We start from the raw sequence: 18,649 nt of genomic DNA, 5'->3' as shown, positions 1-18,649 counted from the left end.
ATTATTACTAAATCATAACAAAATACCCACCACACACATCAATTTTCTGCTCAATAGTCAATTTTCGCACACCAGATTTTAAACAATCAGAATCATTTTTTGTTAATGAATCTCTATATTTCTTACGATTTTTAAACATCTTATCAACAATATTAAATGACTTTTTATCATCTGTCGCAATAGCAAGATCTTTATAATCAATTAAACCTTTTTTGCTAAACATTCTAGCAGACTCGGCTGTAACAAGACCAAAATGATCCGATACAAGCTTATCATCCTTCAAGCTTATACAAAACAGCTTTGCGTTTTCTATAGCTTTGTTTACAGCGTTTAATTCACATGAATTCATCTTTTGAGTAGAAATCTTACCACTTTTCCAATAATTTCTGTATCTAACACCCTTGACACGTGAAATACCTCCAGAACAAAAAGAATAAGTGACTAAAATCAAAAAAATCAAAGCCAAAGAAATGAAATAGTGGTATTTATTTTTAACAAAAAAGAACATATTACATCAGATTAAAATTAATCATCTTTCAACTTAAAGCCATATTCACTGAGCTTTTGTATTACTTCATTTAAAGACTTCTTACCAAAATTTTTCATTGATAATAACTGCATTGGACTCATGGCGGCAAGATCACTAAGAAACTTAATGGACATTTTTTTCAAACAATTGCTTGTTCTAACACTAAATTCAACATACTCAATAGGAGTGGCATCGCTTTTGTTATTTTGATAACCTGAATCTGTAAAAGATTTAGTTCCACCAGATAAAGAAGATGAACCTTTTTGAGAGACAGTATTACCCTGTACCTTATTATCCTTCAAAACAGATACAGATTGATCAAAATTAATAAATGGTAATAATATTTCCCTCATAACAGAAGATGCTATACCAACAGCATCAACGGGAGAAATTGATCCATTTGTTTCAACTTTCAACATTAACTTTTCATAGTCAGTTCTACCATTATAGGTAACTTGAGAAATTTCCATGGATACATTTTTAATTGGTGTATATATCTTATTGAGGTAAATTCTACCGATTTTATGATCTACAAAATCATCGTCAGCAACAATATCAATACCAAAACCAGGTTTAATGCATATGGTTAAACTTAGATCAACAGTCTCAGATGAAACTGTAAAAAGATAGCATTCTTTATTAACAACCTCTACTCCATCGGGGCATTTTATATCTCCAGCAGTAAAAGATCCAGACTTCGATATTTTAATCGTAAACATCCTTGATTCTGACAGATTATCAGCTTTTAAGACAATGTTTTTAAAATTCAAAGCTATATTAACAACATCCTCAGATATACCGTGTATCGATGAAAATTCATGCCTATTACCATCAAAAGAAATCCAATCAATACAAACACCCCTTATCGAAGAAAGTAAAACTCTTCTTAAAGAATTGCCAATTGTAACACCATAACCTATCTCAATAGGATGAAGGGTAAAAACATCTGTATTCTTCGAAACATTTACCCTTTCCATATTAAACGGCCTAACAAAAGATGAATAAACGGAAAAATCCAAAGTACTAGACATAACTAAATAAAATCTCTAAATTAAAAACAAAACATATTAAATTCTTCTCTTTTTCTTTGACCTACATCCATTATGCGGCAAAGATGTGACGTCTTTAAGAAAAGTTATTTTCAATCCAGATTCATGGATTGCTTTTACCGCACTTTCACGACCAGCACCAGGACCTTTCAAGATAATGCCAACCGTTTTAATGCCTTTAGCTATAGCTTTTTTTGAAACATTTTCAGCAGCAACTGCTCCAGCGTAAGGTGTACTTTTTTTTGAACCTTTAAAACCACATTGACCAGAGCTAGACCAAGCAATCACAGCACCACTCAAAGTGTGAACAGATATATGGGTATTATTAAATGTTGCTCTTATTAAAGCTATAGCAACATTAGACTTCAGAGAAGATGAATCAGTAGCATCTTTTTTTGCATTATTCATAAAAAAATAAAATTACATTATTTAACCTTCTTTTTTCCACCCCTTCCCTTTCTAGTTCTTGCATTTGTCTTGGTTCTCTGACCGCGCACAGGAAGTCCCAGTTTGTGACGCAAACCTTTGTAACATTTTATAAGCAAGAAGCGTTTTATATTACGGGAAATTTCTTGTCTTAATTCACCCTCAACAATATAATTGGCTTCTATATATTTTCTAATTTTATCAATCTCAAGATCAGATAAATCTTTAATCCTTTTGTTACAATCTATATCGTTTTTTGCACAAATATTTCTTGCTAAAGTATAACCAATGCCATATATATATGCAAGTGAACACCAGGCAACTTTATTCGCTGGAACATCAACACCAACAATCTTTATAGTAGAAGACATATTATATAAAATTAAATAACAGAATAACCAACAGAAAGTAATTTATCTTTTAAAGACTTAGAAAACAATATACCAGAAAATGATATTTTGTGAGTCTTTTTAATTTCGAATCTATTATCATCAATAATTTTCAAATCTTGATTTCTTTTAACAATACCAAGAGATGCCATCTTTTCAATAGAGACAATTCCGTCTGAAACAATATGATCAATATTAAAAATAGATTGAAAAACAGAAAATTTCATAGAGATTGTCTCACAACCAGTTTTTACAGGCTTAAAACCACGTTTTGGCAAAAATCTAGCAACAGAAGTTTGGCTACCGTAACCACGAACTTTCAAATTATACTTACCAGATCTTGCTTTCTGACCTTTATGACCCTTACCGGCAGTTTTTCCGCAACCAGAACCCACACCCCTTCCCTTTCTAAAACCTTTTTCACAAGTTTTAGATGGTGCAAAAAAATTAAAACTATTCTTATTCATATCAAACATCAGAAGACAAATTTAACATCAACTTTGAGTAATAGCTCTTGGTCTTTATCTTCATCAATGCCGACAAAAATGCCTTCGAAACATTGTGCGGGTTTGACGAACCATGAACCTTAGAAACCAAGTCAGTTATTCCAATACATTCACACATAGCACGTATAACGGGTCCTCCGATTACCGAAGTTGCCCCTTTGGCTGAAAAAATATCAACATTTGTACTGCACCAAGATCCATTTACAAAATGACAAACGGTGACCCTTTCGCCAGATGATGTCATTTGTCTTTTAAGAGGTATGGAAAACAAATTATTTTGAGCTATTTTTAAAGCCTTGGACTCAGCTAACTTCATCTCAACATCATTACCCAATCCAATACCGATAACGCCATTTTGATTGCCTATAACAACAAGAACAGAAATCGACATTCTTCTGCCACCAGATCTCGTGTTTGAAACACGAGAAACATTTATTACCCTGTAAACAAATTCAGAATCTCTGACATTTTTCCTAGCAATTCTTTTAGAAAAAGACATATATAAAAAATTCAAACCTAAACACCAAAAAAACCATCATTAAAAGCCTTAACTTTACCATGAAATATAAAACCAGATCTGTTAAAATAAGTATTACTAGAGTTAATTTTAAACTTCTTATCAAATAATTCTCTGCAATATTTACCAAAACTGTATACCGCGTCAACATTTACAGAAGATTTCTTGTCAATCAAGTCTCTAAATACCTTTGCCGATGTCGACGATGAAGTAAGAATTTTTTGTGCCGCCATATCGTACAAATATGCAGAAAAATTCTTGTTACCCTTAAAAATAAACACCTCATAATCCTTGGCAAGCCCAGATTTGCATCTAATTTTCAAAATCGCAGCAGTTCTTTTTTTATTTTTCATATACAACAAAAAAATTTATTTACCTTTTTTTCCATCTTTCACTATGCGGAATGCACCATCTCTTACAATACCCTTGCCCTTGTATGGATCATATCTTTTTACATTGCAAAGCAAAGCGGCAAAATTTGAAACAGCATGAATATCAACGCCAGATATATTAATCAAATCTCCAGAAACACTAATAGTTACACCTTGTGGAATTTCAACACAAATCATGTGACTAAATCCCAAGCTTAAAACTAAAAACTTCTTATCCGAAGTTACATCTACCTTGAAGCCAACCCCAGAAAATTTAAGAGAGACTTTATGACCATCTAGGACACCTTTTATTGCAGCCGATACAATTCTAACATAAGTCCCAAGAATTGCTCCAAGCTTTAAATTTTCATCAATTAACTTCACGGCCAATAAGCCATCATCAATTAAAATAGAAATCTCGGTTGGTATAGCAACTTTGACAGAAGTAGATCCAGATGAAATATTCAAATTTCCATCAGAAAAAACAACATTAATAGAAGATGGTATTTGAATCTTCTTTTTAGATATTCTTGACAACATAATTACACAACAAACAGAATCTCGCCACCAATATTCATTTTTATAGCATCATAACCAGAAAGTAAACCTTTGGAAGTAGAAACTACAACTAATCTAAACGGTATTTTTTTCATCATCAAACGAATCTGGTCAACTGATTTATATATTTTTTTTGAAGGCTTGGTAACAGCATAAGCTGACATCATTGGATTTTTTCCATCCGAGTCTATGTTTATACAAACATCTATTATGCGGGAATTATCAGATTGTTTGTACCACAATATAAATCCAGACTTAATCAAAATATCCAAGGAAGCTTTTACGATATTTGAATTCTTAACGCTACAAACGGAAAATGCGTCCGATTTGTGATTTTTCAATCTAACAACAAAATCAGATATACTCATTGAACAAGACATAAAAATAAAATATAATCAATTTTTTATAACACCAGGCAAAAAGCAACTAGAACAAGCATCGCGAAGAACATTTCTACTAACACCAAAAGATCCAATAAAGCCCCTTGGTCTACCAGTAATAAGACATCTATTCTTCAGACGTACAACGGAGTATGATTTTGTTTTAGCAAGATAAATAGAAGATTTAATATCGCCAGATTTGACCATGTCAGATTTTAAACGTCTTTGCTTTTGAGCTGAGATAATCTTGGCATTCCAATACACTGTTTTTGCAATTTTAGATTTTTTCGCCATATTATTAATTATAAAAACTAGGAAACAAAAGGTACACTGATACTTGATAACAATTTTTTTGAAATAGTCGGGTTACTATTACTTATAACAATATTTATATTAAGGTCTTGTGAGAAATTAGATTCATACATAACGGATGACTGACCAGATATAGTAAAAGTAAAATTACCACCAAAATCAAAAGAGTCTCTTAAGCCCCTAAAGTCTCTTATCCTAGGCAATGCGCCATATATAAGCATATCAAGAAAGTAAAATAATTTTTTCCCTCTAAGCGTCGCTAAAATTGAAACAGGCTGACCATCTCTAATTTTAAAATTGGCATCAGAGAATTTCGCATTCTTTATAACAGGAATCGAACCTGATACACAAACCATGTCAGTAAAGACAGATTCAACGAATTTTTTATCATTCCCAGAGCTACCCAGATTAAAAGACAAGACAATTTTCTCAATTTTTGGTAATGAATGAACATTTTTTACACCAGAAGACTCCGATATTTCACGAAGAAAATCTTTATATTTTTGCAAAGTAGAAAATTCCATAATAAAATCAAACCGGCAATACATTCGAAACAGATATAGGTAAGCACTTTTCAGTCATGGTCTTTGAGCCATCAGCAGATATCTCAATATTAGAAGAATAAAAAATTCCATCAAGCAAAACAATTGATGATCTCCTATCAACTGTTTTAATGAGAGCCTTACGACCCTTGAATTTCCCAGATATAACAACAACATTTACACCTTTTTTTATTCTTTTTGTAAGCTTGTTACTCTTTATTACAGACATAAATCAAAATTAAACAACTTCATACGACAAAGATACAATCTTTAAACAATTCGGATTTCTACGCAACTCACTTGGAACTGGACCAAAAACTCTAGTTGCAGTCATTTCAAGTTTTTCATTTAACAAAACAACAGCATTACTAGAAAACGAGACAGATCCACTATCTCTACTAACCAAACTTCTTGTTCTAACAACTATCGCATTAAACTTGGCACCTTTCTTCAACTTGCCATTGGGCAAAACCTTTTTAACAGAAACTTTAACCAGTACACCAACTCCAACACTACTTTTACCAGAATAAACATGTATGCACTGTGCAACGATTGCACCAGAATTATCACAAACATTTACGACAGTCTCTTTTTGAATACCCATAAAAAATACTAACAATGAACCTTAACAGCGCAAAATTTTTTCATCTTCGATATTGGTCTAGTTGAATAAACTTTTACCTCATCACCAATTTCAAAAGAAGAGCCATTTGCGTGACACAATAACTCAAAACGGATGTTTCTTATCTTTCCAGTCATATGCACAACACGTCTAACACAAGCAACCTTTACAGTCGCAATGTCTATTACCTTAGAAACACTTCCAAGAAAAAGAGGAGTTTTGTTGTCAAAATTCAATACCATAAAAAACTAAAACCTATTTATAATAAATAAAAAACTAAATTTATATTTTGCAAGAACTTTTTTTCAAAATCGCAATATTTTTTTTCAAAAACCTTTTTTTTGCAATAAAATCCTTGCCATTGCTACTAAAAACAATTTTAAACAACTCTGCACAAGATAACGATATATCTGAAATAAATCTGTCATCTTTACTTTTGTCTTTTGGAGAGCTTTTTTTAACTACGGACTTCATACAAGAAAAACTAATTATTATTTATAAACTTCTTTTTTACAATAGTGCATTTAGCAGGGATTTTTGAAAATGCCATCAAAAAAGCTTTTTGAGCAATATTATCTGGAATTCCATCAATCTCAAACATAACCATAAATTTCTTCACATTGTAAACATATTCACTAACAGCACCCTTACCAGATCCCATACGAACAGATAAAGGCTTTTCAGTACGAGGCATCTTATGCATCATCTTCACATAAAGAACTCCACCATGAGGCTTAATATATCTAGTTATAACTTTTCTTGTTGCCTCAAGTGCCTTTTCTGAAAATCTAAACCCGTCAAGCGCAACCAAACCATACGAACCAAAAGATATAGATGTTGATGTCGAAACACCAGAGCTAATAATTTTTTGACATTTTCTAAATTTCTTTGCTGGCATACAATCTATATAATAACATTATTTGACCTATTTATCCAAACTTTAATACCTATCATACCGTACTTCGTCTTTACTGCTTTATAGGAATAATCTATATCAGCACGAATTGTATGAAGAGGAATTGATCCCTGTTTAAAAGTTTCCGTCCTTGCTATCTCGGCACCATTCAATCTACCAGAAATAGTTACCTTTATCCCAGATGCTCCGCCTTTCATAGCAGAATCCATTCCATGCTTTACAGCCTTTTTATAAGATTTTAGCATTGAAACAGAAGATGCTATTAATATTGCAGCTATATTTGCATCAAGCTCTGGTTTTTTTACAGCTTTTACAGAAAGAGAAATCTTTCTATTTGGACTACAAAGCTTCAATAATGCAGAATTAATCCCTCCAAGAATATCACTTTTTCCAGAGATAATAGAAGATGCTTTTGCAGAAAAAATAACAATATCAAGCCTTTCTCCAGCTCTAGATATCTTGACAGATGAAATGTAGCACTGAAAATCATAAGAAGAAAGAAACTTTCTAATTTTTAAATCCTCCACCGCAAAATCAACATACTCTTTGCCAGTCGCAAACCAATTTGCAAGCCAATTCTTCTTTGAACCTACAGTAAAAAGCAATCTACTAGATTTCTGACCCATATTAATTATTAAAATTAGAAACAACAATACTAACCTTTGAGTAAAACTTCCTATACCCAGAAGATCTACCCCTACCCCTTGCCATAAATCTCTTAAGAATTTGAGCCTTCCCAACAAAAACTTTAGAAACAAATAGAGAAGATATTTCCATACCTAAATTATTTTCAGCATTAGCAACAGCAGACTTAAGACATTCCAAAATAGAATTTGATGATCTTTTCTTTGAAAATCTAAGCAACAAAAAAGCCTCATCAATAGATTTTCCCCTTATAAGGTCACAAATACTATTTATTTTCAAGACACTGCCCCTTATACTAGACAAGGTTGCCGATGCTGAATTTACATTATTCTTATTATTTTTCATATAAAAATCAAACTTTGCTATTCTTCTTATGACCCTTAAAAGTTCTTGTAATTGAAAACTCACCCAACTTATGACCTATCATACTCTCTGTAATTAAAACAGATATACCAATTTTACCATTGTGAACAATAAAAGTTAATCCTACGAAGTCAGGCAAGATTGTAGCCCTTCTTGCATTAGTCTTTATTGCGTGAGTTAAAGATAAAGAGCCACTTTTAATCTTTTTTACAACCTTTAATATCTTCTCATCAACAACAGGTCCTTTTTTAACTGATCTAGCCATATAAAAATATTAACAAAAACTACTTTCTCTTTTTCCTAGACAAAATAAAGGCACTAGTTCTTTTATTAACCCTAGTTTTCTTACCTTTACAATTCTTACCCCAAGGGCTTCTAGGGTGTCCGCCGCCAGATGTCTTACCCTCTCCACCTCCATGTGGGTGATCCACTGGATTCATGGCAACACCACGAACAGATGGTCTGATCCCCTTCCATCTATTTCTACCAGCCTTACCTATTGAAACATTAACCATATCTTTATTAGCAACCTCTCCAATTGCAGCCAAGCAATCTTTGTGAATCTTTCTAATTTCACCAGAAGGAAGTTTTACTATAACATAATCACCATCTTTACCAGATATCTTGACAAATGTTCCAGCAGATCTAGCCATTTGAAAACCCTTATAAGGCTTTAACTCAACGCAATAAACACTAAGACCAGAAGGCATGTTACCTATAGGAATTATACTACCAGGTAAATTTTCAATAAAAGAGTCATTAAAATACATCTTTCCACCAGGTTGCATACCTTCACAGCTAATAACATATTTTAATTCACCAAGAGATTTCCCAGATGTAGACTTAATTAAGGCTATTGGCACATTTCTATTTGGATCATATTGAATGTTGAGAATTTCAAACCAAGTACCTATCTCAGACCTAGACCACTTAAATGATATCTTTCTATAAGCCCTCTTCGCTCCACCACCCCTTCTCCTGGATGTTATTCTACCATGATTGTCTCTACCAGATGATCTCTTTTTATTTGAAATTAAACATGCAGCCCTCTCAACACCATTATCCTCATAATGTTTTATAACAGGAATAAAGAACCTATTTGACGGAGTAGTAGGATTTATTTTTTTTCTATTAAGCTTCATAAACATCACCAATTGAACCAGATTTTAACTTTACATAAGCAATTTTTATCTCCTTCTTAGATCTACGACCTTTAAAAGACCTAGATATAGAAAACTTTCTCATTGTATTCACGGTATCAACTTTTACAGCAAATATACTCTCAACTGCATTTTTAATTATACCTTTATCCGACTTTAAATCAACAACGAAAGTGTAAACCAAAGGATCCTGCTTATTAATCCTATAGGTTTTATCTGTAAGAACTCTTTTTTTTATAACAGAGTACAAACTTATCTTTTTTATAACTTGGACATTCATTATTTAGACAAAACAACACTAAATTCATTAAAACATTCACCAAATAGAACAACTGCTTTTGCCTTGAAAAGATCGTGAACAGAAGCGGATGATGGAGACTTAATCACAACATTCTTTATATTTCTTGCAGATTTGTAGAAATTTGATGTCTTTGGTTCAGAAGTGATAAACAAAATCATTCCAAGATCTGGAGACAAATTAAGACTTTTAATTAAATCAACAATATATTTTGTTTTAGGTTTTTCAATTTCGCCAGAGCATTGAATAGAAAAAATTGATGAATTAGAACAATGATAACCAATTGCCATTCTCTTCGCTTTTTTTACCGCCTTGGAGTTCATAGAAGATGTATATCTTTTAGCTCTAGGCCCATGAGCAATGCCACCACCTCTATGCTGTGCAGAGACTTTTGAGCCTTGTCTGGCACTACCAGTACCCTTTTGTTTAAATGGTTTTTTACCAGTTGCACTTACCTCTGATATATCCTTGGTGTGAGCAAGTGGCTTTGAGGAATTGTAAAAAAGATTCATGTCGTATAGATATTCATTAAGAAAAGGAGCTTTCAAAGGCTCTGATACCGAGGCAAAGTCGACTGTAATATGACTAAATTTATTACTAGATAACATATATTAAGCTTTAAAAGAAGACAATTTAAACCAATTAAAAATAAATTCTCCATTTGCAAGATTCCCAAACATTGACATCTTAATAGAACTTGTCAAAATAACATCTGAACCAGAGTGACCAGATATAGAACCAGAAATTAACAACATTCTTTCATCTGGTAAAACCTTTAAAACACTTAGATTTTGTATACAAACATTTTCATCACCCATATGACCAGCCATTTTTTTATTCTTAAAAACCTTTCCTGGGTCTTGTCTTTGTCCAGTAGAACCATGCGATCTCTCAGAAAGAGATTCACCATGTGATGCATGTTGCCCACCAAATCCATAACGCTTGACAACACCAGCAAAACCTTTACCCTTGGATCTAGATCTCACATCAACAAAAGATCCATTTAAATGTTTAAAATCTATTTCAATTTCAGATCCCAAAACAAAAGTTGACATATCAAGATTATTTGGCAATCTAAATTCTTTCAAATTCGACAATGCAGGAAGATTTAAGGTTTCTAGATTTTTTCGTTGTGGCTTATTAACTAATTTTGCCCTTTTGGCATTTGTACCAAGTATAACAGCATTATATCCATCTTTCGCAACTGTTTTTACATTAACAATATAGTGTCTATCAATATACACAGCAGTACAAGGAATGACAGATCCATCATCAAGAAACAAAGATGTCATGCCACATTTTTTGCCAATTAAACCAAAAGAAGATTCCATATTTATACTATAATAAATAGACATTTTCAAACAGCATTAAGCATAATAAATAATTTGCAAGTTTTTTTTTTAAAAAAAATAAAAAAATTGCAAATTATAAAAAACAGCCCCATAATTACTATAGATTTTAATCCAAATTATGAAAATAATTTTTCAAAATAATAACATTTTAAAATTTTTTACAATATCAATCACACGAATTTCGCTTGATCAGTATATTATATTAAACTATATAATGTTAATTTCAAATTTTTCAATACAAAAGCTTGGAAATATAAATTTTTTTTCGCTTTTATTCGCTCTTATATCAATGCTTTTATCAGGCATCATATATGATAAATTTTCACACAAACTTTTCTTCAAACTTGGTATATTTATATCATTTTTATCAAGTATTACACTATTTTTATCAACAAAGCATGAAGTCTTTATATATTTTTTTGCAATACTTTACCCAATATCACAAAATTTTTTCTACGGCAAAAATGAAGCATTTTTATTCCAAAGTGTAAAAAATAATATTAAAAATACATCGATTTTTCCTAGAATTTTGTCATTCTTTTATGGTATTTCAGACTTTATAAAATTTTTATCATCAATAATATCGACAATTTTAATATCATTTCACAGTATAAAATATATACAATATTACTTAGTATTTTTTACATTTTTTCAAGCTTTGTGTATATTAATTTTTACAAATTTTACACAAAATAAAAAATCGCAATCAAAAAACAGCTTATTTGCAATTAAATGTTTAATTTTTGGAAGACTAAAATATACAATCTTGCTATTTAGTATATACACATCAATTATGTATTTATACAAAGAAATTCTGGTTTTAGTTGGCAAAATTTACGATGTAAGTGCAATAAATATCGGACTTTATAAAGCAAAATATCACCTATTTTTAAGCCTTGGATGCCTCATTCCACTTATTTTAAAACCCCATTTCTTCAACAAAAAAGCACCTTTATTTTCACATATTATACCAATAATATCACTAATTTGCATAACAATATTTGCCGTTCAGGGAAACTATATATATATAATATACTGTTTATTTGCTATATCGCTTTCGTTTTGCGCCTTTGAAATATCTCTTGATTTAAAGGGAAATAGACTTGTAAAAGAAGAGGTGATAGGAACATTTAATTCCATTTTATGGACGGTTTCTCTACTTTTTTCCGTTTTAATGTCAGGGCTTATCGCCATTTTGCTAAAATACATGGATGGAAAAATTGCGCTAAATATTATATTTTCTATATACGCTATTGCGGTAATTTTTGCTTCAATTTTACAAAGAAGAAGTGTTAAAATCTAACCGCCCTGGCAAAAGCTTCAAAAATTTCATAATCTGCTTTTGTCACATTAAATTCAGGATGCCACTGAGTTCCAAGACAAAATTTCTTACCCAAAACCTCGGCGCCTTCAACAATTCCGTCTTCCGAGATTGCATTTACAACCATCCCATGCCCCACTTTTTCAATTGCTTGAGTATGAGAGGTGTTGGTTAAAATCTTTGAATTTGAAACAATTTGTGCAAGCTTTGTGCCAGCTACAACATCAACTTCGTGAACCCATGATCTCTTTCTTTCACATTGTGCATGGTTAATTTTCGACTTTTTTTGCGTTGGGATATGTTGTACTAGCGTTCCACCGCAAACCGTATTAATCACCTGCAAACCGCCGCAAATTCCAAATAAAGGCTTATCAATTTCGATAAATTTTTTCGCCATTTTCATTTCAAAATCTGTTCTACATGTGCAAATATCTGATTCTTTTATATTCTCATTTCTACTTTGGCCATAAAATTTAGGATTCACATGCTTGTTATTTCCGCTAATTATTAAACCATCTAAAAAATCTATATATTTTTCATAAAATTGATCAATTTGTGGCAAAAAAACTACAGAAATATCATATTTTTTAAAAATATCTAAGAAATTTTCAACCCAAGCGCTGTTTAGTTTAAAAAATTTATCATCGCTCTCAATGCCAATATTTGTCGTAATTCCGATAATTTTTCCAGACATAAAAAAATTAAACTTTCAATATATAATTAGTCGTCATTTTAAAGTAATTATTAACAGGCTTTACAAAAGGTATAAAAATTAAAATAATAGAAATTAAAGTATATGTAAATCTTTCACCAGATGATGTTGGAATTTTATAAAACTGTATTTCGCTTTTTACACCCGGCTTATTACCTATAATAACGCCTTCTATTATTCTAAATGTATATATAACACTAAGAATTGATGACACTATGATTGCCATGAAACTACCAATTCTACCCTCCGACACAAAGCCAACTATCATGTAAATCTTTGCCATAAAGCCAATTGCCATCGGAAGTCCTGCTAAATTTATCAATATGATTACAAGCGGCATTCTTATTCCAGAAAAATCAAACCTTCCAATAAAATTAACATCAATTAAATTAGATGAATTAACAGCACTTATCATTTTTTGATATATCCTAAATATTAAAACTTTTGAAATTGCGTTTGCAAAAATTTGCATTAAACAACCAGATACAACAACCTCATTATCAGATATTAATCCTATTATTAAATACCCAACCTGAGAAATGGATGACCATACTAAAACTTCAACCATGCTCTTTACAACTATTGCTTTATAACTACCATACAATATAGATATAATAGCAAGTGCAGACATTATACTTATTAAATATTGCAGAGAAGATGTAATAAGCTGTACGCTAAAAATAGAATATATAAGCTTTACTATAACCAAAATTACCACCTGCGAGCTTGCATAACTAAATAAACACATTACACTTGGGGTTATATTTTTAAATAAACGAATATACCATGTGTGAAATGGATATAAACCGGTTTTGATTAGCAAACCAATAATAATAAATATAACAGAGTACACTACAAGATCTCCATAGCTTGAAGCATCCATTATAAGATCGGCAGTTTTAGACATATTTAATGTCCCAAAATTTGCATAAACAAAACCAATTCCAAATAAAATTAAACAACTTGCAACTGAGCCAATAATTAAATATTCAAGTGCAACATGATAGCTTCTTTTATTCCATTTGCTAATAGATAAAATATAAGAAACAATTGAGACAATTTCAATAAAAACATATAAATTAAAGAAGTCATCTGATAAAATCATCCCCGATAAACCGCCAATCATTATATTTATCAGACCTATTTTAATAGAGTCTACATCCCTGGCAATTCGAAAATTTTGCAAAATTGTATTTATAGTATGTAGTAAATTAACAAAAAACAACCCTAAAGCTGAAAAAACATCGAGTTTTAACCTTATACCTATAATATTATTATAATTACCAATATTATAGAAAATATCAGTAATATCGTATTTTCTAAAATGATTCATTGCAATAAATGAAAACACTATTCCAAAAATCGGCGTTAAAGCATTTAAGGTCATGCATATTTTTTGATTTTTTTCAAACATAAAAATCAGCACACCAAACAAAATTGGTATACATATAAAATATGGAATTACATTTTCTAATATTTTTAGAAAAAACATCTTAGAATAAAATCTAACACATCTTTAAACACAAAAAACAAAAATCAAGAATTTTTTTATAAATATAAAATATATACAAGAACTATAAAGCACACCCTATAAGCCAAATTCTGTCCTGCAAAGCAGGTCTTGCCATTTATCTGGACACATAATTACTTACGTGTCATAGCACCCAACCCAACTGCTGCCAAAAGACGGGCGTTTGCAGTCCTACTTGGGCTTGCCTCAAACGGGGTTTTCAATGCCAAATTCATTGCTGAATTTGCGGTAGTCTCTTACACCACCTTTTCACCCTTACTTACTTTCGCAAGCGGTACACTTTCTGTTGCACTTTCCGTAAAATGCTCTCACATCTCCCTGGGCTTTCCCCAGCGTTTTGTCTTTTTGAGGTTCGGACTTTCCTCTAGTGTTTCCACCAGCGGCAAGACGAGTGTGCTGATAATACTATAATAGTAAAAATAATTTTCAACTTTTTTTTCTTGACATAAACAAAATATTATGATATAATATCAAAATTATTTTTTTTATGAAACGCAATTTCAAGCTATCAAATCAATTTTTTAATCAGCAACAAAATCAAAAAATAGGAAAATCGCAAGAATGGAAAGAGAGGAAATGGTCAAAAGAGCATGCAAAAGAAATTGCAGAAGGTTTTATAAATGGAAATCTTGAAAATAATTATACATCATTTGGTCTTACACAAGAAATATATACAGTTATAAAAAATGCCTTTGATCAAGAATTAAAAATTAACCCAAGTATAAATATAACATCTCTTTGGCAGGTTGTATTTGCTGCTTTTATAATTTGTAATTTACAAACTCTTGGGGCTAATGCACAAATTACAGATGGTGAAAAACAAGCAATACTTAGAATATCCAATAACTATAAAAGAAATTTACAAGAGATTTCAGGAAATATAACAAATGGTAATTTTACAATGAATGACACACATGTAATGCTAAATTGCGATGATGGATTAAATTTTACAATGAAGCGAAATGAAACGGTTTATCAAAGATTAATGGAGGCAACAGATATAAGTAATACAAGCTACAATAGAACTATTGGGGAAGTTAGAGATCCAACAAAAATATGCGACCCAAGTCAAATATCAAAACCAGATGACACTTTTTCAGATATGCGTCATGATTACTTTCAAAATGGTGGCATTTCATATGAAGAATTTGTAACAGGCAAAAAAAGTGATTCACTTGATATTCCACAAATGCAAAAAGCTAGCAATATTACTTCAGGTTGCGGAGTCAATAAATTTCAATTCCAAGAAGTGGACAAAAATCAGACCAATTGCTCAACAATAAATGTAGAAAATAAGGAAGATCAATACATCATAGATACACTAGAACGTAATCAAAATGAGATTAGGGAAATTACAGGTAATACAAAAGAGGTTAGTCACATAACCAATGTTGTTGTTTTAAAAGACAAAAAAGAAGCAGATGAATGTATTGGCCTAAATCTTGCAGGTGGAATATATGACCCAAATACAAACAGGATATTCTACAACAAGGTTATATTTACAGACAGATCACAAGAGAATATTACGTATACAGAAGACTCAACAACAAATATAAACAATGTAAAAAATTATTTTACTATAGACCTTTTATTACATGAGTATAATCATTTGTGTGGACTTCCTCATTCGTTTCAAAATGGGAACAACACGGATTCAACAAAATCTATTGTTTCCCTTGGTAAAAAAGATAACACCACAGACGAAGCATCAATTGGATATATTAGCACAATGAGTTATGCATACAAAAATATTACAGCTATACAAGATGTTACAATGTACCATCTTGATAATGTTGTTCTTCCACAAATTAATAACATAACAGACGATAATAAAAAAAGTGAATGCTTAAAGGCGTATAACTTTCTAAGAGATTCAACAATAAACTACACAATGCCACTAGTTGATCAGGAAAAAATACAACGCCTTCATCTTCCTATAGAAAATCATTTCTCAGAACTTACGCCAGGTGCTGAAATAAAAAAAGTTATTACAGCATTAAGGGTATTACATGAAAATGGCGCCATTGTAGGTCTACCAAGTAATACACAGTTTAGCAACACTTTATCCGATGCAACAGAGTATAGAAAAACATGGGATCCATCTGCGAGTGCAAGCAATGATAAAACGGATAATACAACAGCAATAATTGCTGGTTCAGCGGCAGGCGGTGCTGCAGTTGCATTAATGTTATCAACTTATTGTGGTTACAAATGTTATAAAAATCACAAAAAGAAGAAATTTGAATATGTAGAAACACAAGTGATGTCTGGGGAAAGGCCAAAGATTCGCGACTTGGGTGGCGGTGTAATTATAGCTGGATAACAAAATCGGATTACCATATAAATTGTGTATTTATACGCAAGTATTAATGTAGAGTAATACTGTTACACGGTTTGTATTGATTTGTTAAAAAATATTGATAATTAATTATCTTACATGCAATTAATGCGTTTGTTTATAATGCAATATCAATAACACACGGCGCATGGTCTGATGGCTTTTCAAGGGCGCGGGTTGATTTATCAATTTCGCAGCTTTTAACAAGCTTTAGTCCATCGCTGTGTGTGTAGATATAGTCAATTCTTAGACCATGGTTTTTTTCAAAGCCGCCAAAACGATAATTCCACCAGCTAAATTCCTTTGCGTCTTTGTGCAAATGACGAAATATATCGACAAGCTTTGATGCCTCAAGTGCATCCATTTTTGCTCTTTCAACATCGGTAAATGCAATTTCGCCATACCAAAGTTTTGGATTATGAACATCAATTTCGTTGTGCATAATGTTGTAATCACCACCTAAAATGAATATTTCATCGGGGTTTTTTTCTTTTTCCTCTGTTATATAGCGATTAAATCTGTCAAAAAAATCAAGTTTATGGGAAAAACGAGGCGACTTTAGTGGCTCTCCTTCATAATTTGCAAGAGGGCTTCCATTTGGAAAATATATACTTGCTATGCGGAAAATCTTCGAATTTACCTCAATTTTCGCCTCTATATAGCGAGATTCCATATAAATATCGGTAAAATCGTATAACGGAAGGTCTTTTTTAACATCAAAAGGCCTATATTTTGTAAGTATTGCAACGCCATTTAAAGCTTTTTGCCCAAAAATTTCAACATTATAACCCATTTCTTCGAAAAATTCTATTGGAAATTGCTCATCAAGGCATTTTATTTCCTGCATCAAAAGAACATCGATATTATTTTCTTTAAGCCAATTTCCAACCAATTCAAGGCGGGCACGAATAGAATTTACATTCCAAGTTGCTATTTTCATAATCAAGTTTTTTTTGAGCCTAATTCTTAGATTTTAAAATGCAAATTATTTTCAAAAACAGCCTTGCATTTTATTCTTTATCTTTTTTAATGAGGTTTAGGAAGCTTGTATTTTATGCTAAAATTTGCCTGTATTTTTGTAATTTTGTTTATAAATACATCATTTGCAAAGCCAAAAATTGCAGCGGATCATCCGTTTATTATATCGGCAATATCCCAGATGTCGCCAAATAAATTTGAATATATCAAGGTCTACAGCAAAAATGCACACGATGGAATTTACCTAAAGCCAAATGAAATTCGCAAAATTAGCAGCGCAGATTTGACTTTTTCAATATCTCACTTTGAATCATTAAAACAACTAAAACTTAAAAACAAGGTCATTAATCTTGCCGATTGCAGCATTTTAAAAGACGAATTTTGCAGTAAAGATAAGCATTTTTGGCTCTCCAGTGATGTTGCGTGTCAAATTTATGAACAAATACTTAGCGAAATATCGATTTTTTTGGAAAAAAATGAGATTAATCAAGCAAGAAAGATTATAAATGGTGTAAAAAATATTAAAAATAAAGAAAATTTAAGCTGCCACGTGCTAACATCTCATAATTTTGGCACTCGTCTTTCAAAAATTGTCAGTATTGATGGGTATATTTTTCATAATGGCTCAATTTTACCAAAAGTATTGGAAAGTATTCAAAATAAACCGTATATTATAGTTTCAGACGGCAAATTTCCTGATGAGTTAAGGCAAAAAATCCACAAAGACTCAAAAGTTGTAATAATTGATGCTGACGGAATGAATATTGATAAATATGAAACATATATCAACAATATATCACAATTACTTACGTCTAAATGCACGATATAATCGGA

29 protein-coding genes and 1 other RNA gene are annotated in these 18,649 nt (G+C 31.4%); 3 read left to right on the top strand and 27 right to left on the bottom strand.

Annotated elements, in window-relative coordinates; genetic code table 11:
* Positions 1-7: 7 nt before the first annotated feature.
* The 23 genes from deia_RS01985 to rplC form a co-directional block, all read right to left on the bottom strand.
* On the bottom strand, positions 8-349 hold the full coding sequence (locus tag deia_RS01985) for a hypothetical protein (RefSeq protein ID WP_146820500.1): 342 nt from the start codon (positions 347-349) through the stop codon (positions 8-10).
* 176 nt (positions 350-525) lie between these two features.
* Entirely contained in the window at positions 526-1,560 is a 1,035-nt protein-coding gene (locus deia_RS01980; protein WP_146820499.1) for a DNA-directed RNA polymerase subunit alpha, read from the bottom strand.
* A gap of 36 nt (positions 1,561-1,596) precedes the next feature.
* Positions 1,597-1,986, bottom strand: a complete 390-nt coding sequence (rpsK, locus tag deia_RS01975) for a 30S ribosomal protein S11 (protein WP_146820498.1) — start codon at positions 1,984-1,986, stop codon at positions 1,597-1,599.
* A 17-nt stretch (positions 1,987-2,003) separates the two neighbouring features.
* Complete coding sequence (gene rpsM / locus deia_RS01970) at positions 2,004-2,375, bottom strand: 30S ribosomal protein S13 (RefSeq protein ID WP_146820497.1); 372 nt, start codon at positions 2,373-2,375, stop codon at positions 2,004-2,006.
* 11 nt (positions 2,376-2,386) lie between these two features.
* Positions 2,387-2,860, bottom strand: a complete 474-nt coding sequence (locus deia_RS01965) for an uL15 family ribosomal protein (protein WP_161982802.1) — start codon at positions 2,858-2,860, stop codon at positions 2,387-2,389.
* A gap of 1 nt (position 2,861) precedes the next feature.
* The gene (locus tag deia_RS01960) at positions 2,862-3,398 is read right to left on the bottom strand and encodes an uS5 family small ribosomal subunit protein (protein ID WP_146820495.1); all 537 of its coding nucleotides are present in this window, start codon (positions 3,396-3,398) and stop codon (positions 2,862-2,864) included.
* A 17-nt stretch (positions 3,399-3,415) separates the two neighbouring features.
* Entirely contained in the window at positions 3,416-3,769 is a 354-nt protein-coding gene (locus deia_RS01955; RefSeq protein ID WP_146820494.1) for a 50S ribosomal protein L18, read from the bottom strand.
* 15 nt (positions 3,770-3,784) lie between these two features.
* Complete coding sequence (rplF, locus tag deia_RS01950; RefSeq protein WP_146820493.1) at positions 3,785-4,327, bottom strand: 50S ribosomal protein L6; 543 nt, start codon at positions 4,325-4,327, stop codon at positions 3,785-3,787.
* Positions 4,328-4,329: 2 nt separating this feature from the next.
* Positions 4,330-4,725, bottom strand: a complete 396-nt coding sequence (gene rpsH / locus deia_RS01945) for a 30S ribosomal protein S8 (protein WP_146820492.1) — start codon at positions 4,723-4,725, stop codon at positions 4,330-4,332.
* A 15-nt stretch (positions 4,726-4,740) separates the two neighbouring features.
* Positions 4,741-5,019, bottom strand: a complete 279-nt coding sequence (locus deia_RS01940; RefSeq protein ID WP_146820491.1) for an uS14 family ribosomal protein — start codon at positions 5,017-5,019, stop codon at positions 4,741-4,743.
* 17 nt (positions 5,020-5,036) lie between these two features.
* Positions 5,037-5,561: a 50S ribosomal protein L5 gene (rplE, locus tag deia_RS01935; protein ID WP_161982800.1), complete on the bottom strand. Its 525-nt coding sequence runs from the start codon at positions 5,559-5,561 to the stop codon at positions 5,037-5,039.
* Positions 5,562-5,568: 7 nt separating this feature from the next.
* Entirely contained in the window at positions 5,569-5,808 is a 240-nt protein-coding gene (locus tag deia_RS01930; protein WP_146820489.1) for a KOW motif domain-containing protein, read from the bottom strand.
* Positions 5,809-5,817: 9 nt separating this feature from the next.
* Positions 5,818-6,183: an uL14 family ribosomal protein gene (locus deia_RS01925; protein WP_146820488.1), complete on the bottom strand. Its 366-nt coding sequence runs from the start codon at positions 6,181-6,183 to the stop codon at positions 5,818-5,820.
* 8 nt (positions 6,184-6,191) lie between these two features.
* Entirely contained in the window at positions 6,192-6,443 is a 252-nt protein-coding gene (gene rpsQ, locus deia_RS01920; RefSeq protein ID WP_146820487.1) for a 30S ribosomal protein S17, read from the bottom strand.
* A 40-nt stretch (positions 6,444-6,483) separates the two neighbouring features.
* Positions 6,484-6,675 (bottom strand): hypothetical protein, encoded by a 192-nt coding sequence (locus deia_RS01915; protein ID WP_146820486.1) that lies wholly within the window; start codon positions 6,673-6,675, stop codon positions 6,484-6,486.
* Between the two features lie 10 nt (positions 6,676-6,685).
* Complete coding sequence (rplP, locus tag deia_RS01910) at positions 6,686-7,099, bottom strand: 50S ribosomal protein L16 (RefSeq protein WP_146820485.1); 414 nt, start codon at positions 7,097-7,099, stop codon at positions 6,686-6,688.
* 5 nt (positions 7,100-7,104) lie between these two features.
* Positions 7,105-7,743, bottom strand: coding sequence for a 30S ribosomal protein S3 (gene rpsC, locus deia_RS01905; protein WP_146820484.1), 639 nt, complete (start codon positions 7,741-7,743; stop codon positions 7,105-7,107).
* Position 7,744: 1 nt separating this feature from the next.
* On the bottom strand, positions 7,745-8,107 hold the full coding sequence (rplV, locus tag deia_RS01900; RefSeq protein WP_146820483.1) for a 50S ribosomal protein L22: 363 nt from the start codon (positions 8,105-8,107) through the stop codon (positions 7,745-7,747).
* Positions 8,108-8,114: 7 nt separating this feature from the next.
* Complete coding sequence (rpsS, locus tag deia_RS01895; RefSeq protein ID WP_146820482.1) at positions 8,115-8,390, bottom strand: 30S ribosomal protein S19; 276 nt, start codon at positions 8,388-8,390, stop codon at positions 8,115-8,117.
* Positions 8,391-8,409: 19 nt separating this feature from the next.
* Complete coding sequence (rplB, locus tag deia_RS01890; RefSeq protein WP_146820481.1) at positions 8,410-9,267, bottom strand: 50S ribosomal protein L2; 858 nt, start codon at positions 9,265-9,267, stop codon at positions 8,410-8,412.
* Entirely contained in the window at positions 9,257-9,565 is a 309-nt protein-coding gene (gene rplW / locus deia_RS01885; protein ID WP_146820480.1) for a 50S ribosomal protein L23, read from the bottom strand. The genes rplB and rplW overlap by 11 nt, the downstream gene beginning before the upstream one ends.
* A complete protein-coding gene (rplD, locus tag deia_RS01880) occupies positions 9,565-10,191 on the bottom strand; it encodes a 50S ribosomal protein L4 (protein WP_146820479.1) in 627 nt (208 codons plus the stop codon). The genes rplW and rplD overlap by 1 nt, the downstream gene beginning before the upstream one ends.
* 3 nt (positions 10,192-10,194) lie before the next feature.
* The gene (gene rplC / locus deia_RS01875) at positions 10,195-10,914 is read right to left on the bottom strand and encodes a 50S ribosomal protein L3 (protein WP_161982799.1); all 720 of its coding nucleotides are present in this window, start codon (positions 10,912-10,914) and stop codon (positions 10,195-10,197) included.
* A gap of 139 nt (positions 10,915-11,053) precedes the next feature.
* On the opposite strand from rplC, the gene deia_RS01870 reads away from it, so the two are divergent.
* A complete protein-coding gene (locus tag deia_RS01870) occupies positions 11,054-12,238 on the top strand; it encodes a hypothetical protein (RefSeq protein ID WP_146820477.1) in 1,185 nt (394 codons plus the stop codon).
* Here the strand turns inward: deia_RS01870 and deia_RS01865 are convergent.
* The 3 genes from deia_RS01865 to rnpB all read right to left on the bottom strand — a co-directional run bounded on the left by deia_RS01865 (position 12,228) and on the right by rnpB (position 14,898).
* Positions 12,228-12,950: a gamma-glutamyl-gamma-aminobutyrate hydrolase family protein gene (locus deia_RS01865; protein WP_146820476.1), complete on the bottom strand. Its 723-nt coding sequence runs from the start codon at positions 12,948-12,950 to the stop codon at positions 12,228-12,230. The genes deia_RS01870 and deia_RS01865 overlap by 11 nt on opposite strands.
* 7 nt (positions 12,951-12,957) lie before the next feature.
* Positions 12,958-14,382, bottom strand: coding sequence for a proton-conducting transporter transmembrane domain-containing protein (locus deia_RS01860; RefSeq protein ID WP_222912637.1), 1,425 nt, complete (start codon positions 14,380-14,382; stop codon positions 12,958-12,960).
* A 161-nt stretch (positions 14,383-14,543) separates the two neighbouring features.
* Positions 14,544-14,898, bottom strand: an RNA gene (gene rnpB / locus deia_RS01855) — RNase P RNA component class A.
* 88 nt (positions 14,899-14,986) lie between these two features.
* On the opposite strand from rnpB, the gene deia_RS01850 reads away from it, so the two are divergent.
* The gene (locus deia_RS01850; RefSeq protein ID WP_146820474.1) at positions 14,987-16,822 is read left to right on the top strand and encodes a hypothetical protein; all 1,836 of its coding nucleotides are present in this window, start codon (positions 14,987-14,989) and stop codon (positions 16,820-16,822) included.
* A 133-nt stretch (positions 16,823-16,955) separates the two neighbouring features.
* Here the strand turns inward: deia_RS01850 and xth are convergent, their stop codons facing one another.
* Positions 16,956-17,777: an exodeoxyribonuclease III gene (gene xth, locus deia_RS01845; RefSeq protein ID WP_146820473.1), complete on the bottom strand. Its 822-nt coding sequence runs from the start codon at positions 17,775-17,777 to the stop codon at positions 16,956-16,958.
* 114 nt (positions 17,778-17,891) lie between these two features.
* Between xth and deia_RS01840 the strand changes: the two genes are divergently transcribed.
* Positions 17,892-18,644: a hypothetical protein gene (locus tag deia_RS01840; RefSeq protein ID WP_146820472.1), complete on the top strand. Its 753-nt coding sequence runs from the start codon at positions 17,892-17,894 to the stop codon at positions 18,642-18,644.
* Positions 18,645-18,649: the final 5 nt, after the last annotated feature.

Source organism: Candidatus Deianiraea vastatrix, from assembly GCF_007993655.1.
Lineage (GTDB): Bacteria > Pseudomonadota > Alphaproteobacteria > Rickettsiales > Deianiraeaceae > Deianiraea > Deianiraea vastatrix.
The sequence above is the reverse complement of the archived record's forward strand: the minus strand, read 5'-3'. Positions and strand labels throughout refer to the sequence as shown.

What these genes read in the sequence shown, in the direction of transcription:
- deia_RS01985 (WP_146820500.1), bottom strand. Translation starts at nt 349, where the DNA reads ATGAATTCATGTGAATTAAACGCTGTAAACAAAGCTATAGAAAACGCA.
- deia_RS01980 (WP_146820499.1), bottom strand. Translation starts at nt 1,560, where the DNA reads ATGTCTAGTACTTTGGATTTTTCCGTTTATTCATCTTTTGTTAGGCCG.
- rpsK (WP_146820498.1), bottom strand. Translation starts at nt 1,986, where the DNA reads ATGAATAATGCAAAAAAAGATGCTACTGATTCATCTTCTCTGAAGTCT.
- rpsM (WP_146820497.1), bottom strand. Translation starts at nt 2,375, where the DNA reads ATGTCTTCTACTATAAAGATTGTTGGTGTTGATGTTCCAGCGAATAAA.
- deia_RS01965 (WP_161982802.1), bottom strand. Translation starts at nt 2,860, where the DNA reads ATGAATAAGAATAGTTTTAATTTTTTTGCACCATCTAAAACTTGTGAA.
- deia_RS01960 (WP_146820495.1), bottom strand. Translation starts at nt 3,398, where the DNA reads ATGTCTTTTTCTAAAAGAATTGCTAGGAAAAATGTCAGAGATTCTGAA.
- deia_RS01955 (WP_146820494.1), bottom strand. Translation starts at nt 3,769, where the DNA reads ATGAAAAATAAAAAAAGAACTGCTGCGATTTTGAAAATTAGATGCAAA.
- rplF (WP_146820493.1), bottom strand. Translation starts at nt 4,327, where the DNA reads ATGTTGTCAAGAATATCTAAAAAGAAGATTCAAATACCATCTTCTATT.
- rpsH (WP_146820492.1), bottom strand. Translation starts at nt 4,725, where the DNA reads ATGTCTTGTTCAATGAGTATATCTGATTTTGTTGTTAGATTGAAAAAT.
- deia_RS01940 (WP_146820491.1), bottom strand. Translation starts at nt 5,019, where the DNA reads ATGGCGAAAAAATCTAAAATTGCAAAAACAGTGTATTGGAATGCCAAG.
- rplE (WP_161982800.1), bottom strand. Translation starts at nt 5,561, where the DNA reads ATGGAATTTTCTACTTTGCAAAAATATAAAGATTTTCTTCGTGAAATA.
- deia_RS01930 (WP_146820489.1), bottom strand. Translation starts at nt 5,808, where the DNA reads ATGTCTGTAATAAAGAGTAACAAGCTTACAAAAAGAATAAAAAAAGGT.
- deia_RS01925 (WP_146820488.1), bottom strand. Translation starts at nt 6,183, where the DNA reads ATGGGTATTCAAAAAGAGACTGTCGTAAATGTTTGTGATAATTCTGGT.
- rpsQ (WP_146820487.1), bottom strand. Translation starts at nt 6,443, where the DNA reads ATGGTATTGAATTTTGACAACAAAACTCCTCTTTTTCTTGGAAGTGTT.
- deia_RS01915 (WP_146820486.1), bottom strand. Translation starts at nt 6,675, where the DNA reads ATGAAGTCCGTAGTTAAAAAAAGCTCTCCAAAAGACAAAAGTAAAGAT.
- rplP (WP_146820485.1), bottom strand. Translation starts at nt 7,099, where the DNA reads ATGCCAGCAAAGAAATTTAGAAAATGTCAAAAAATTATTAGCTCTGGT.
- rpsC (WP_146820484.1), bottom strand. Translation starts at nt 7,743, where the DNA reads ATGGGTCAGAAATCTAGTAGATTGCTTTTTACTGTAGGTTCAAAGAAG.
- rplV (WP_146820483.1), bottom strand. Translation starts at nt 8,107, where the DNA reads ATGAAAAATAATAAGAATAATGTAAATTCAGCATCGGCAACCTTGTCT.
- rpsS (WP_146820482.1), bottom strand. Translation starts at nt 8,390, where the DNA reads ATGGCTAGATCAGTTAAAAAAGGACCTGTTGTTGATGAGAAGATATTA.
- rplB (WP_146820481.1), bottom strand. Translation starts at nt 9,267, where the DNA reads ATGAAGCTTAATAGAAAAAAAATAAATCCTACTACTCCGTCAAATAGG.
- rplW (WP_146820480.1), bottom strand. Translation starts at nt 9,565, where the DNA reads ATGAATGTCCAAGTTATAAAAAAGATAAGTTTGTACTCTGTTATAAAA.
- rplD (WP_146820479.1), bottom strand. Translation starts at nt 10,191, where the DNA reads ATGTTATCTAGTAATAAATTTAGTCATATTACAGTCGACTTTGCCTCG.
- rplC (WP_161982799.1), bottom strand. Translation starts at nt 10,914, where the DNA reads ATGGAATCTTCTTTTGGTTTAATTGGCAAAAAATGTGGCATGACATCT.
- deia_RS01870 (WP_146820477.1), top strand. Translation starts at nt 11,054, where the DNA reads ATGAAAATAATTTTTCAAAATAATAACATTTTAAAATTTTTTACAATA.
- deia_RS01865 (WP_146820476.1), bottom strand. Translation starts at nt 12,950, where the DNA reads ATGTCTGGAAAAATTATCGGAATTACGACAAATATTGGCATTGAGAGC.
- deia_RS01860 (WP_222912637.1), bottom strand. Translation starts at nt 14,382, where the DNA reads ATGTTTGAAAAAAATCAAAAAATATGCATGACCTTAAATGCTTTAACG.
- deia_RS01850 (WP_146820474.1), top strand. Translation starts at nt 14,987, where the DNA reads ATGAAACGCAATTTCAAGCTATCAAATCAATTTTTTAATCAGCAACAA.
- xth (WP_146820473.1), bottom strand. Translation starts at nt 17,777, where the DNA reads ATGAAAATAGCAACTTGGAATGTAAATTCTATTCGTGCCCGCCTTGAA.
- deia_RS01840 (WP_146820472.1), top strand. Translation starts at nt 17,892, where the DNA reads ATGCTAAAATTTGCCTGTATTTTTGTAATTTTGTTTATAAATACATCA.